Source organism: Mesomycoplasma ovipneumoniae (genome assembly GCF_030012565.1).
GTDB classification, from domain to species: Bacteria; Bacillota_I; Bacilli_A; order Mycoplasmatales; family Metamycoplasmataceae; genus Mesomycoplasma; species Mesomycoplasma ovipneumoniae_D.
In genome coordinates, this window is sequence record NZ_CP124621.1 from 1 (window position 1) to 14,368 (window position 14,368).

Here is a 14,368-nt window from a genome sequence, read left to right on the forward strand (position 1 = left end):
ATGAATGCAAATAGTAATATAAAAATCAGAACCCAGGAACTTCGGCAACAAATTGAAAACCTATTAAATGACAAAATGGTTTACAACAATTTTTTTCAAACAATTTTTGTGGTAAACGAGACCGAAAACGAAATTATCGTTGATTTTACGGACCAAATTGCAAAACAAGAAGTTATTTCCCGGTGAATTGATACTGTCGAAAAAGCGATTTTTAACCTTGAAATTTCTAAGGTTTTAACCTTTAATAATGAAAATAATTATATAGCAAAACCTAAACAAGCACATGATTTTACTATAAAAAACAAGTACTGCAGCTTTAAAATAAACAATTTTTTGAATAAATTTACCTTTAAAAACTTTATAAGGTCTAACTATAATTTTCAGATTTTTAGCATTTACGATTCGATTATAAGCGACACAAAGCTCAATTTTTCGCCCATTTTTATTTCAGGACCCTCAGGAATAGGGAAAACTCACTTTATTAATGCCATCGGGAATTTGTTGGCTGAAAAAGGTAAAAAAGTTTTCTACATTAATGATTATAAGTTTATAAGTTGCATAACCGGTTGAATGCAAAACGGTGAAAGCAATAAAATCAGTGATTTTTTAGAATGACTGAATCAAGTTGACGTTTTTTTATTTGATGACATTCAAGGTTTAGGGCATAAACACCAAACTTCAATAGTCGCTCTTGAAATTTTGAACAAATTTATTGAAAATGATAAAACTGTGATTATTACGTCGGATAAATCGCCTTCTTTATTAGGTGGTTTTGAAGAAAGATTTATCACAAGGTTTGGTTCAGGTTTGCATATAAAGTTAAATAAGCCAAAAAAAGAGGATTTTTTGCGGATTTTTACGCACAAATTGCGCGAGCAAAATTTGGACAAACACATTTGGACAACCGAAGCGCTTGAATTTCTTTCAAAACACTTTCGAAATTCAATTAGGGAACTTGAGGGTGCGCTAAAGTCAATTGTTTTCTACATTCAAACAAATAGAATTAAATTTCAGACCGAAATTTATTTTGACAAGCAAAAAATGCTTGAAATTTTTGTAGAAAAACATGAAACCGAACAAATAATCACTCCTGATTTAATAATTCAGAGCGTTTCTAAATATTACGGAATTCCTGTCAACGATATAAAAAGTGAAAAAAGAGACAAAAATATAGTTCATGCCCGTGACATCGCCATTTGATTAATTAAAAATATTCTCGATTTAACTCACAATGAGGTTGGGTCATTTTTCAACAACAGAAAGCACTCGACAATAATTTTTACACTTAGAAAAATTGATGATTTAAAACAAAGCAACAATCACGAATTAGAGTTGGCCTTAAATCAAATATATAAACATTTAAATTGAAGTTTTAAACATAAAAAATAATAGAAATTAACACTGTTTTTTGGCAAAAAACACTATAAATTAAAGATTTTTTGTTTTTTTTGACTTTTAAACAAACTTATTATAATTTTTATTAAACTAAACATAACCTAACTTAACAAAACTTAACTAAACTAAATTTATTATTTATTTTGCAAGGAGTAAAAATGAAATTTAGAATTAAAAAGAACATTATTGAAAAACAAATCGAAAGAATGCAAGTAGCAATTCTTAGTCACAATAATTCTCCACTGAGCTCTTTTTTTATGAAATTAACAAGAGGAGGTTTGTTTATAATATCGACAAATAGCGAACTTTCTTATAAAGTTTTTATCGAAAAAGAAAATTTAATTGAAATAATTGATGTCGGTTTTTGTTTAATTGATGGATTTTTTTTACGCGATGTTATAAAAAAATGTGACTCAGAAATTAGCTTTGAATTAAAAGGTAACGAACTAATTGTTTCATGAGAAGAAGCTTCATTTACAAAAAGTCTTATTAATGCTAGTTTTTTTCCAGAAATTGACTTTGAACAAAAAGGGATAAAATTAATTGTAAATGCAAAAAACTTCAAAAAAGCCGTAAAAAACACAGCTTTTGCAACGACAAACAACCCTTCTCAACCCGTTTTATCGGCGATAAATCTTAGTTCTGATTCAGGTTATTTATTTTTTTCAGCAACAGACACAACTAGATTTGCCTCAGAAAAAATTGAAATTTTTAACCAAAGTAAAATAAATATCTCTGTAAATGCTAAAAATTTGAAAGATTTTATACCTCCAGAGCTCGATTCAGACATTGAATTAAATATTGAACCTACAAAAATTAGCTACATTTACGATAATTTAACTATTCAGTCAAGAATTTTGACAATAGACTACAAAGATATTTCAAATGTTTTGCCAAAAAAAGATGAAATTTTATATTTCTTTTCTATAAAAAAGCGCGAAATTATCGATCTAATTGATAAAACTACGATAATTTCACCCGGAAAAGATAATGTAATTAATCTTACAATGTCAAAAACTGAATTAAAAGGTTTCATTTCACGACAAGATTCAGGTCAATCTAATGTTTCAACAAAAAATGTTATTGACTTTAAAATGAATCCAATTTTTGCTAATTCTGGCGAGTATGATCCTGAATTTGTCGAAATAAATGTCAATTATCGTTACCTGAAAGACGCAATTTCTGTTTTTGACAATATTATTGAAATTTATATAAATAACAAAAAGACAAAAATGCTCATAAAATCACCTGAGCGTCCAGAAACTAGTCAACTTATTGGTCTAATTCTTGTGTAAAAGGCGATTTTCTATTTGAAAAAATCAATAAAAACAGCTAAAAATATAGTATAATTTTTTAATTAATTGAATTAGAAAGTCTAAAATGTCAAAAGAAAAAAATAAAAGTGGTTTAGAGTTTGATGCAATTGTAGTTGGTGGTGGTCATGCCGGAATTGAGTCGGTTTATGCACTTTTAAAAAAAGGTTTTAAAGTCGCGCTGATAACACTTGATAAAAAAAAATTAGCATCAATGCCGTGTAATCCAGCAATCGGCGGGCCTGCTAAAGGGATAATAACTCGAGAAATTGACGCTCTTGGTGGTGTTCAGGCTAAATTTTCTGATGCTGCTATGATTCAAATTAAGTATTTAAATGAGTCAAAAGGTCCTGCCGTTTTAGCAATGCGGGCACAAATTGACAAGGAAAAATATTCAAAAATTATCCTAAAAGATCTAAAAGAGCAGCATAATTTGACTATTTTTGAAGATTTAGTAACTGAACTTTTGGTTGAAAAAGACCGTATTTTTGGACTAAAAACAAAAAAACGGGCTGTTTTTTTTGCAAAAAGCGTAATTATAACCACCGGAACCTACATGGATTCAAAGGTTCTTCGCGGTTCTTCGTCTATCTCAAGCGGGCCTGATGGTCAAGAAACCTCAAATTTACTGTCAAATAACCTAAAAAAACTCGGCTTTGAATTGCAGCGACTCAAAACAGGAACTCCGCCAAGAATTCTTACTTCGACTATTGATTTTTCAAAAGTTGAACGTGAAGTTTTGCCACTTTATAATATAAATTTTTCGTTTCAGTCAAAACACAAACTAAAAAAACAAATTTCCTGTTATTTGACTTACACAAACTCAAAAACACACCAAATAATAAATGAGAATTTGGACAAATCTTCGATGTATTCAGGCTTAATTTTGGGAGTTGGACCTCGTTATTGCCCTTCGATTGAAGATAAAATTGTCCGTTTTTCTGACAAACCTAGACACCAAATATTTTTTGAACCAGAAACAAAAAAACAAGACATAATGTACATAAACGGCCTTTCGACCTCAATGCCCGAAGAAGTTCAAGACCAAATTATTAAAACAATCCCTGGTCTAGAAAATGCAAAAATTGCAAAATATGGCTATGCAATTGAATACGATGCAATTAATCCGCTTGAATTGAAAAAAAGTTTAGAAACTAAAAAAATAAAAGGGCTTTTTATGGCCGGTCAAATTAACGGAACTAGCGGATATGAAGAGGCTGCGGCCCAAGGTTTGGTCGCTGGAATTAATGCTGGACAATTTATTTTAAAGAAAAAACCGATTGAAATCTTGCGAAATGACGGCTATATCGGCGTTTTAATTGATGATTTAGTGACAAAAGGGACAAAAGAACCTTATCGAATGCTAACTTCAAGAGCAGAATATAGACTTATTCTTCGAAATGATAATGCTGATATCAGAATGTTAAAATATGCTTTTATTTCTGGCATGATTTCAAGAGACTATTACCTAAAAGTTAAAGAAAAATACAAAAAAATCGACAAAAAAATAGAAAAACTTTCTAAAGATTTTTTGTCGCCAAAAGATCCGTTGGCAAAAAAATACGGTATAAAAACTGGAATTTCAAAGTTAAAATTAATTTCTCGACCTGATGTTGATTTTAAAGATATTTTGTCCGATTTTGAATATGGCTATGAGTTAATGGTCATTTCTCGTTTAAAAGGCTACATTCAAAAGCAAAATTCTGAGGCCGAAAAAATGATTAGACTTGAAAATTTACTCATTCCAACAGATATAAATTATCAAAAAGTTGCTAATTTATCAACTGAAGCACTTGATAAATTTTCAAAAGTTAGACCAAAAACTATTGGCCAAGCAAGTAGAATTAGCGGCGTAAATCCGGCAGATATTCAAATGCTTTTATTTCATCTTAATCTTTTAAAAATGCAAAAAGAAGCAAAAACATAATGAGAATTTTAATAATTGGCTTTGGAAGCAATTCTAGAGATTTTTCAGTTTTATATCAAAAAGAAATCAATAAAATTAAAGAATTTAAATACCAGGTTGATTTAATTAATCTTAGTGAAAGTCAAAATGAAAACATAAGTTTAAAAAAAACTATTGAAACAAAGCTAATTTTAGAAAAAATACCGAAAAATTACAGCTGTTTTCTTTTTACCGAGCGTGGTCAAACTATTTCTAGCCCAGAATTTTCACAACTATTAAACTCAGCAAATATTTGCCTCATAATCGGCGGTTCAAGGGGTGTTGATGAAGCGCTAATTCTTGAAAAAGTACCAAATATTAGGCTTTTATCATTTGGTAAAATTACTTTCCCCCATAGAATTTTCAAACTTGTACTTCTAGAACAAATTTATCGCGGACTTTCTATAAAATATAATCGAAAGTACCACCATGATGACTAAAAAAAGGAAAAAATGAACTTAAAACCATACTTAGAAATAATAAAAAACATTAAAAAACACGACAATATTTTTGTTTTTCACCACATTAGACCTGATGGAGACTGTCTTGGAGCTCAACAAGGTTTTGCAAAAGCAATTAAAAAAAATTTTCCCCAAAAAAATGTTTTTTTAATTGGAGATAACAACAAAGAATTTGATTTTTTAAATTTTCATTTTGATAATGAAGATTCAATTCCAAGCGAATTTTTTGAAAATTCACTTGCGATTACAGTCGATACTGCTGATATTAATAGAATTCAAGAATTAGACTTTTTCTTGAATTCTAAATTCAAAACAAGAGTTAAAATTGACCATCACCCTGAAAAAGAGGAAGAAATTTACAATCAAACTTGAATTGATCCAACTTTTTGTGCCGCTTCTGAAATGATTGGCTTCATTTTAAAAGAAGAAAAATGACAAATTGATGAAGAAATTGCACTTTTTGTTTATTTAGGAATTTTAACAGATTCAGGTCGTTTTGCTTTTCCTTCAACAACAGCAAGAACCTTTGAAATTGTAGCTTTTTTAATGAAAACTAATTTTGATTTTAGCGAATTAAATCGCCTTTTGGCTCAAAGAGCTGAAAATGAAGTCGCTTTTCAAGCACATGTTTTAGGAAATTACAACAAAAAAGGCAAGGTTTTATGACATTATGTCTCAAAAAGCGAACAGGAAAAATTCAACTTGTCTTCAAGTCAAGTTTCAGCAGTTAATCTTTTGTCAAATATAGGTGATGCCTTGATTTGACTGTTTTTAATTGAATATGAAAACCAAATTCGAGTTAGAATTCGTTCAAATGGCCCAGTTATTAATAAAATAGCGGCCGAATATGGCGGAGGCGGTCACCCTTTTGCTGCTGGAATTAACTTAGATAATAATGAAAAAATTAATCAAAATATTAGCGAAATACTAGAAAAACTAGAAAAATTAGCTGAAGGTTTTACACGTAATGGATAAAAAAATAGCAACAGAAATTAAAAATCTCATCGAAAATCACGACTCAATTGTGATTTTTCACCACATTAGACCTGACGGAGACTGTCTTGGTGCTCAAAACGGTTTGAAATCACTTATTTTAGAAAATTTCCCAGATAAGCAAGTTTTTGCAATCGGAGATTTTAAGAAATCATTCTCCTTTTTAGATTTAAAAGAAGATTCAGTGCCTGAAAAAGAAATTTTGGAAAAATCCTTGGCCATAATTGTCGATGCAAACTTTAAAAATCGCATCGAATTTGCTCATTTATTTGAGCAAATTCGATTCAAATCAATTTTGAGAATTGATCATCACCCAAATGAGGATGATTTAGGCGAAGCTTATCGCTGAGTTGACCCGACTTATATTGCCGCTTGTGAACAAATTGCAGATTTAGCGCATGAATTAAACTGAAAAATTTCAAAAAGATCAGCTGAACTCATTTATCTTGGAATTTACACAGATTCTGGACGCTTTTTATATAAAAATACATCAGCGCGAACTCACTTTTTAAGCGCAGTTTTATTTGAAACTGGATTTAATTTTTCAAAAATTCATGAAAAATTAAATGCCAAAAGATTATCTGATCTTGAATTTGATAGTTACATTTTTGCTAATAAAAAAACTTACAAAAATGTAATTTATTACACTTTATCCATTGAAGAACAGCAAAAACTACAAAAAAATTCACAAAATTCAGTTAGACCAAATTTATTGGCAAACATTGACGATTACAAAATTTGACTCTGTTTAGTTCAAGAAACTCAAAATTCATGACGCGTTGAATTTCGATCAGCAGGCCCAAATGTTCAAAAAATTGCCCTAAAATGAGGCGGGGGCGGTCACCTTAATGCTTCAGGAACTATTCTTGAAAACCTTGAAAAATTAGATTTATTAGTTCACGATTGTCAAACAGAATACGAAGAATGAAAAGCTAATTTTTTGAGTTAAAAAGGAAAAAGTAAGACAAAAATACTAAATTTTTCCATTTTTTGGCTAAAAACCATAAAAAAATTAATATTCACAAACACACCATGGGGGTTGTTATGAATGGGATTGATATTAAAAAATTTTTAAATTATTTATTTGCACTTTATCACGTCGACAGCGGAGAAACAGAACTTTATCGAACTTGAGTTCAAAAAATACTATGATTTACGCACTGAAAATTTTATAGACTTTATAATGAACCGTTTTTTTCTGATGATTTTGAGTCGTACAAGTATGGACCTGTTTCATGAACAGTTTTAAAAACTCAATTTTTTAGCCTTCAGACACCTAAAAATACCTCTTATAATCTCGAGGATATTTTAGATTATCACAGAAATGATATAATTGACGAATTCAAAGGCATATTAAAAAACGATTTTTTGAAAGACTTTAGTCACGATTATGGCGAAACTTTTACTGAAGAACAAAAAATAGAGGGCCAAGAAAAACGGTGAGACTGTTTTGTCTTTGTTTTTGAACGGTTGAAAAAAATGCGTCCAAACGAATTAATGAACTTGTCATACAAACAAAAATCATACAAAACCGCCTTGTCAAATCCAACAAGCAAAATTATTCTTAACGAAACAATACTCGAAGACAGCGAAATAGATGTGCTAAAAAACGATTTTTAATTTTTTTAACTTTTAATAAAAAATTAAAACCCCTTATATTTTATAATATATTTATTGAAAATTATAGGAACCACAAAATGTCTTTTTTTCAAAAAATCAAAGAAAAAATTTTTGGTTCAAAAGAAAAAAAAGCCGCTAATTTAGATAAATACGTGGCTGGTTTGTCTAAATCTAGACTTTCTTTTTTGAATCAAATTGTTCAACTTCAAAAAAAACACATCAAGATTGATGATGATTTTTTTGATGAACTTGAAGAAATACTAATAATGTCAGATATTTCTCCAAATTTTGTAAACACAATAATAAACGCACTAAAAGATGAAGTTCGTTTTCACAACATTGATAATCCTGAGTTAATTACCGAAATTATTATGGATAAAATGTACACAATTTATTCAAACCGGTCAATTGTTAATATAAATTTGAACGTAAAACCGGACAGAATTAATGTTTTTTTAATTTCTGGTGTTAATGGTTCAGGAAAAACAACTTCAATTTCTAAAATAGCCCGCAAATTTGTGCTTGAAGGTAAAAAAGTTTTAATTATTGCAGCAGATACTTTCCGAGCGGCCGCTGTTGAACAACTTGAAATATGAGCTAAAAGAGTCGGCGCTTCAATTGTAAAACCGGCAACTAACGAAAAAGACCCAGGCTCTGTAGTTTTTCGCGGCCTGGATTTTGCAATAAAAGAAAAAATGGATTTGGTCTTGATTGATACAGCCGGAAGACTACAAAATAACGTCAATTTAATGCAAGAATTAGCAAAAGTTAACAAAATAATTTCTCAAAAAATACCAGGCGGGCCTCATGAATCACTTTTGGTAATTGACGCAACAACCGGTCAAAACGGGGTTTCTCAAGCTGAAATATTTACAAAAGCAACTCCAATTTCTGGTATAATTTTAACAAAAATGGACGGCACAAGTAAAGGTGGAATCGTTTTTTCAATCAAAGATCAACTTAATATCAGTGTAAAATTAGTTGGTTTGGGCGAAGGAATGGATGACTTACAGCCGTTTGATCTAGATTTATTTATTTTTGCAATCACTAAGGGAGTAAAAAATCAATATCAAATCTAAGGATTTTGACAAATCTTTAGATTTGATGACCTTGCAAAAATAATAATTAAAAATGTTAAAAAATAGATAAACCTTATGTGAAAAATTCACATAAATAAAATAAAAATTAAAAGGAAATTATGGCTAAAATTAGTTTTTTTGCACTAGGCGGCCAAGATGAAAACGGAAAAAATTGCTATATTTTAGAAATCGATGACGATATTTTTGTTATAAACGCAGGTGCTAAAATTCCGCTTGATAGTTCAGTTGGTGTTGATACAATTATTCCAGATTACACTTATATTGAAGAAAACAAGCATAAAATAAAAGGTGTTTTTATAACTGACGCCAAAAATGAATCATTTTCAGGAATCCCTTGGCTAGTTATGAAACTAAAAAATGTAACGATTTATAGCTCTTTTTTCACTAAAGCGCTAATTCTTGACCGAATGAGCAAATATAATATTGAAGATGCTACTTTTGAGATAAAACCAATAATATCTGAGCTAAAAATTAGTGAAAAAATAACTATAATTCCCTTTTCGGTCGCAGGTTCGATGCCCGGTTCAATCGGTTTTTGCTTTCAAACCGAGGATGGATCGATTGTTTTTATGTCCAATTATGTCGTTGGAAATTTAGGTGTTTATGGTGAAACTAATTTTGACTTAATCAAAAAAGTTAGCCAGAACCCAAAAGGTGTTTTAATGTTTATCTCTGATTCAGGTAAGTCTAATGTGCCTGGGAAAGCAATGAATAAGCTTTTTGCTAAATCTTTTCTTGAAAAAAGTTTCCTGCAAGCCGATAAAAATTCGCGAATTGTCGTTTCAGCTTATGATGAAGAAATGGTTTCGATTCAGGAAATCATAGATTTGGCCCAGAAATTCAACAGGCAAATTACGGCTTATGGGAAAAAATATGACAAATTATACGACATGATTTATAAGCTTGACAAATTAACAACTAATAAAATAAAGAGTTTGCCAACTTTTTTTGACTATAAATTTGCAAACAAACAAAAAAATTCTGTTGTTTTAATAACATCTAGTCCAGAGAGAATTTGTCACCGATTTAACCGTGTTCTTCAGAATGATGATGCCTATTTTAAACTTAAAAAGTCAGATTATGTAATTATGTTAACCCCTCCAATTAACGGGATGGAGCAACTTTATGCTAAAGTTTTAGACCAAATTGCTAAATCTGTAACAAATATAGTCGATATTTCTGAATCAGATTTTGGACTAGCACGCCCATATAAAGAAGATATTTCTGATATGATTGACCTTCTTAAGCCAAAATATTTTATTCCAATTCAAGGACTTTATCGATATTTAGTTGTTGCTTCAAACATTGCCGCTAATAATAAAATAAACAGGCAAAACACAATTATTTTGCAAAATAAAAGAATAGCTAATTTTATTGACGGAAATTTATTTTCACGTAAAAAATTAACAAAAGGTCAAGATGAAATTTATATTTCGGGCTACGGAATTGGCGATGTTTCTTTTGAAGTGCTAAAAGAGCGTGAATCACTGTCTCAAGACGGCTTAATAATTGTTTCCTTTTTGTTCAATCCTGTTTTAAAAAAGATTGTTTCAAAAGTTGAAATAACTGATCATGGAATCTTAAGCCGTGAAAATCGTGAATCATATCACGAGATAATTCGAAAAATTATTTTTGATAATTTTTCGAATATTAAGAAAATAAATGATAAAATTTTGAAAGAATTACAACAAAAAACTCAAAAAAATATCAAAAAAAAGATTTTCCGTATTTTTGATAAAGAACCCAATGTTTCTGTTATAATTCATAACATTTATCCAGAAGAAAAGGAGCTAAAAATGAAAAAAATGCTATGAAAAGACGCCCAGGAAGAAATTAAAACTGGTGTTGTTTACTTAGAATTTGCGGTTGACTGGTGTGGTGATTGCAAAATGCAAGAACCTGTTAATGAAGAACTTTCTGAGTATTTTAAAAATAGAACAGATGTAAAATTAATTCAGGTTAATGCAGAAGAAGCGCAATTATTTAGAAAAAAAGACACTGAATACGAAGTTCTTTTTGTGCCAACTCACTTCGTTTTCAAAGACGGTAAGCCAATTTTCAAAAAATTTGAATACGCTCCAGCAGAATTACTGATTGAAACAATTGAAGAAGCCCTAAAAAAATAAGCGCAAAATTTAAATTTTCACACTACTAAAATTAATTATTTTTCAGTTTTTTTGTTATAATTTAACAACAATGTCAAGGTTAGATGCTAAAAAAGAAAAATATTTAAAGCAGATAGTTGAAAATTTTATTAAAACCGGAGAATCAATTGGTTCAAACGCTTTAAAACAAAATTACAGCATAAAAAAATCCTCTTCACACCTTAGAATGGTAATGAATCAACTTGAAAAAGAAGGTTTTTTGGAAAAACCTCACATTTCAAGCGGTAGAATTCCAACATTGAGGGGATTTCAGTACTATGCTGAATTTTTGTCATTCGACGAAAACGAAATTTTAGCAAATAAACTAAAAGACTTGTTTGCCCGCCGACGTGTCAGCATTGAAAATACAATTTCTGAAGCCTTTAATTTGATTTCTGAATCTGTTGGCACCACAATAATTACCACAACGAGCAACGAAAATGACCGTTTAATGTCAATAAATTTGACGCAAATATCACAAAATGAAGGAATTGTTGTCGTTGTTAGCTCTAGTGGAAGTGTTGAAAATAAAAAAATCACATTTTCGCCTTCAATTTCTCTGCAGGATGTCAAAATTGCAATTCGCCTATTTCAACAAAGGCTAATAAATACTCCATTAGCGGAAGTTTCATCAAAATTAATCATTTTAAAACAAGAATTAGAAAAACAAATTAAACATAGCGATGAACTTTTGCACCATTTTATACATAAAATTTTTAACTTCCAAATCCAAAATAAATCAGACGTTTATAATAAAAATATGTTAATCTTAGATAGCGAAATTTCTAGAACCAGACTTGTTGATTTGCTTAATTTGATTGAAAAAAAGTCGATTTGAGAAATGCTAGACGAAAAAACTACAACTGAAGATGAAACCTTAAAAATCAGTATTGAATCGCCTGAAACCTCATTTATCTCAAAAAAACTTGAAAAATCCTTTGCAATCAAGGAAATTAGCATGATAGGATCAACGAAAAAAATTAATTATTCTGCAGCACGAACAGGCATAAAACTTTTAGAAGATTTTCTATCAAATAAAAACAAAAATAGAAAGGAATAATAATGATTTTTGAGAATTCTGAAGATAAAAAAACTAATCTAAACAACAGTGAACAACAAGAATCTGAAAAAATTTCTAGTGAGTCAGTCGAAAATAACCTTGAAAATTCAGCCCAAAAAATAGAAACCGAATCAGAAAACAATGAAAAAAATAGCAAAAAATCACGTCGTTTTTTAAAAAAGGAATCTAAACTAAAAGACCTTGAAAATCAAATTCAATCGCTAACCACAAAAAACATCAGTCTTGAAATTGAGTCCTTAAAATTAAAAGACAAAATCAAAAAAATTGAGGATGACTTTAAATCTCAAGTCAAAATTTTCGAGGAAAAAGCTGCTCAAAAAGTCAAAGATATTAAATCTGAACTTCAAGCTAAATTTGAAAACGACCAAAATCACATAAAAAAATACAGCTTACAACCCTTTTTTGAAGAGTTTATTTCACCATTTTTAAACCTTAAAAAAGCAATTTCATATGGTCTAAACACAGAAAATCCTGAAACTTCTTCATATGTAAAAGGATTTGAGATGCTTGTTGGTCAAATTGAAAATGTTATGGAAAATTTTGGAATAACAAAAATAGTGCCTGAAATAGGTGGTTTTTTTGATTCTTCAGTACACGAAGTTTATGAAGTTTCTGATGGAGAAAAAGATAAAATTTCTGACATAATTTCAATTGGATACAAACTTCATGATCGGGTTGTAAAAACAGCGCTTGTAGTTGTTGGAAACACAAATGAACAAAAAAATTAGTAACCAAATATCCGAATTTTTTATCAAAAATAATTTGATTTTTGATAAAACCAAGATAATAGTTGAAAAATCAAAAAATTTTGGTGACTTTAGCACAAATGTGGCTTTAATTTTTTCAAAGCAGAACAAGTTAAAGCCTTTAGAACTTGCAGAAAAAATTAAAAACTGACTAAACCAGCAAGAATTAGGTCTTGAAAAAATCGAGATAGCCTCACCTGGATTTTTAAATTTTTTTGTTTCCAAAACAGAATATTCAAAAATTGTTAAGAAAATAATCGATCAAAATGAAAATTTTGGTCGAAGTTTTTTGTCAAAAAAAATAAATGTCGAGTTTGTTTCCGCTAATCCAACGGGATTTTTACACCTTGGTCATCTCAGAAGCGCTGTTATTGGTGATATTTTGTCAAATATTCTTGAATTTTCAGGTAATTCTGTTCTTCGCGAGTATTATGTAAATGATTTTGGGTCTCAAATTGACAAATTAGTTTCTTCAGTTTTTGCCCGTTATCAACAAATTTTTAAAGATATTCCTCTTCCAGAAGAAGCTTATCTTGGTGAAGAAATTATTTTAATGGCCAAAAATTTTTTTGAGGAATACGGCAATAAATTTGAATCATCAAGTCTTGCAAACCCTGAAATTTACAGCATTTTTCGCCAAAAAGCTCTTGATTTTTTTCTTTCTGAAATAAAAAAAGATTTATCAAATTTATCAATTAAATTTGATAAATTCACGTCTGAAAGTGATTTATTTTTATCTGGAAAAGTTCAAAAAACCCTTGAAAATATAGGTTTTACATATAAAAAAGACAACGCACTTTGACTAAAAACATCAGATTTTGGCGATCAAAAAGATCGCGTTTTGATAAAAAACGGCGGTAGCTACACTTATTTTTCAAGTGATATTGCCTATCATTTACACAAAATTAATTCAGAATTTAAGCCCGAAATTTTAATAAATATTTGAGGAGCAGACCATATTGGCTATGTTGACCGTGTAAATGCGGCCCTAAAAATTGCTAATCAAGAAAATAAGTTGCAAATTTTACTATATCAACTTGTAAAATTAGTAAAAAACGGCCAAGAATTTAAAATGTCCAAAAGAAAAGGGCAAACTTTTACAATCAAAGATCTTCTTCAAGTTGCAAATGCTGATGCAATTCGTTATTTTATTGCTGAACGGGGGTATAATTCGCTTGTAGAATTTGATGTTGACTTAGCAAGTAGCATAGATTCACAGAATCCGTTGTTTTTAATCCAATATGCCCATGCTCGTGCGGTTAATTTGTTGGCTAAATCTAATTTAAATGTCAAAAATCTAGAGACATTTAAATTAGAAAATGAAACTAATTTAATTTCAAAATTAAACCAATTTGAGGAAATTGTTTTAAAAATAGCAAAAAATTATAAAATTAATTTGCTACCAAAATATTTACTAGAACTAGCTAACCTCTTTAATTCCTTTTATTCTAATACAAAAATATTGAATAATTCAGACACAAATAATCTTTTATGTTTAACAAAAGCTGTCTCAATTGTTTTAAAAAATGGATTAAAATTACTTGGAATAAAGGCAAAAGAAAGGATTTAA

The 14,368-nt window shown here is 29.6% G+C and carries 12 protein-coding genes; all 12 read left to right on the top strand.

Features of this window, described 5'->3' with window-relative positions:
- Positions 1-1,389: a chromosomal replication initiator protein DnaA gene (gene dnaA, locus QJQ40_RS00005; RefSeq protein WP_282861260.1), complete on the top strand. Its 1,389-nt coding sequence runs from the start codon at positions 1-3 to the stop codon at positions 1,387-1,389.
- Between the two features lie 164 nt (positions 1,390-1,553).
- A complete protein-coding gene (locus QJQ40_RS00010) occupies positions 1,554-2,690 on the top strand; it encodes a DNA polymerase III subunit beta (RefSeq protein WP_282861261.1) in 1,137 nt (378 codons plus the stop codon).
- Positions 2,691-2,775: 85 nt separating this feature from the next.
- Positions 2,776-4,635: a tRNA uridine-5-carboxymethylaminomethyl(34) synthesis enzyme MnmG gene (gene mnmG / locus QJQ40_RS00015; RefSeq protein WP_282861263.1), complete on the top strand. Its 1,860-nt coding sequence runs from the start codon at positions 2,776-2,778 to the stop codon at positions 4,633-4,635.
- Entirely contained in the window at positions 4,635-5,093 is a 459-nt protein-coding gene (locus tag QJQ40_RS00020) for a 23S rRNA (pseudouridine(1915)-N(3))-methyltransferase RlmH (protein WP_044284284.1), read from the top strand. The genes mnmG and QJQ40_RS00020 overlap by 1 nt, the downstream gene beginning before the upstream one ends.
- Before the next feature lie 12 nt (positions 5,094-5,105).
- Positions 5,106-6,089, top strand: coding sequence for a DHH family phosphoesterase (locus tag QJQ40_RS00025; protein ID WP_282861264.1), 984 nt, complete (start codon positions 5,106-5,108; stop codon positions 6,087-6,089).
- Positions 6,082-7,056: a DHH family phosphoesterase gene (locus tag QJQ40_RS00030; RefSeq protein WP_282861265.1), complete on the top strand. Its 975-nt coding sequence runs from the start codon at positions 6,082-6,084 to the stop codon at positions 7,054-7,056. Before QJQ40_RS00025 ends, QJQ40_RS00030 begins: the two co-directional genes overlap by 8 nt.
- 95 nt (positions 7,057-7,151) lie before the next feature.
- Positions 7,152-7,727 (top strand): Panacea domain-containing protein, encoded by a 576-nt coding sequence (locus tag QJQ40_RS00035; RefSeq protein ID WP_282861266.1) that lies wholly within the window; start codon positions 7,152-7,154, stop codon positions 7,725-7,727.
- A gap of 77 nt (positions 7,728-7,804) precedes the next feature.
- Positions 7,805-8,806 (top strand): signal recognition particle-docking protein FtsY, encoded by a 1,002-nt coding sequence (gene ftsY, locus QJQ40_RS00040; protein ID WP_282861267.1) that lies wholly within the window; start codon positions 7,805-7,807, stop codon positions 8,804-8,806.
- A gap of 119 nt (positions 8,807-8,925) precedes the next feature.
- On the top strand, positions 8,926-10,953 hold the full coding sequence (locus QJQ40_RS00045) for a thioredoxin domain-containing protein (protein WP_282861268.1): 2,028 nt from the start codon (positions 8,926-8,928) through the stop codon (positions 10,951-10,953).
- A gap of 70 nt (positions 10,954-11,023) precedes the next feature.
- A complete protein-coding gene (locus QJQ40_RS00050) occupies positions 11,024-12,031 on the top strand; it encodes a heat-inducible transcriptional repressor HrcA (RefSeq protein ID WP_044285752.1) in 1,008 nt (335 codons plus the stop codon).
- A gap of 2 nt (positions 12,032-12,033) precedes the next feature.
- The gene (locus QJQ40_RS00055; protein ID WP_282861270.1) at positions 12,034-12,780 is read left to right on the top strand and encodes a nucleotide exchange factor GrpE; all 747 of its coding nucleotides are present in this window, start codon (positions 12,034-12,036) and stop codon (positions 12,778-12,780) included.
- Positions 12,764-14,368: an arginine--tRNA ligase gene (gene argS, locus QJQ40_RS00060; protein ID WP_282861272.1), complete on the top strand. Its 1,605-nt coding sequence runs from the start codon at positions 12,764-12,766 to the stop codon at positions 14,366-14,368. The genes QJQ40_RS00055 and argS overlap by 17 nt, the downstream gene beginning before the upstream one ends.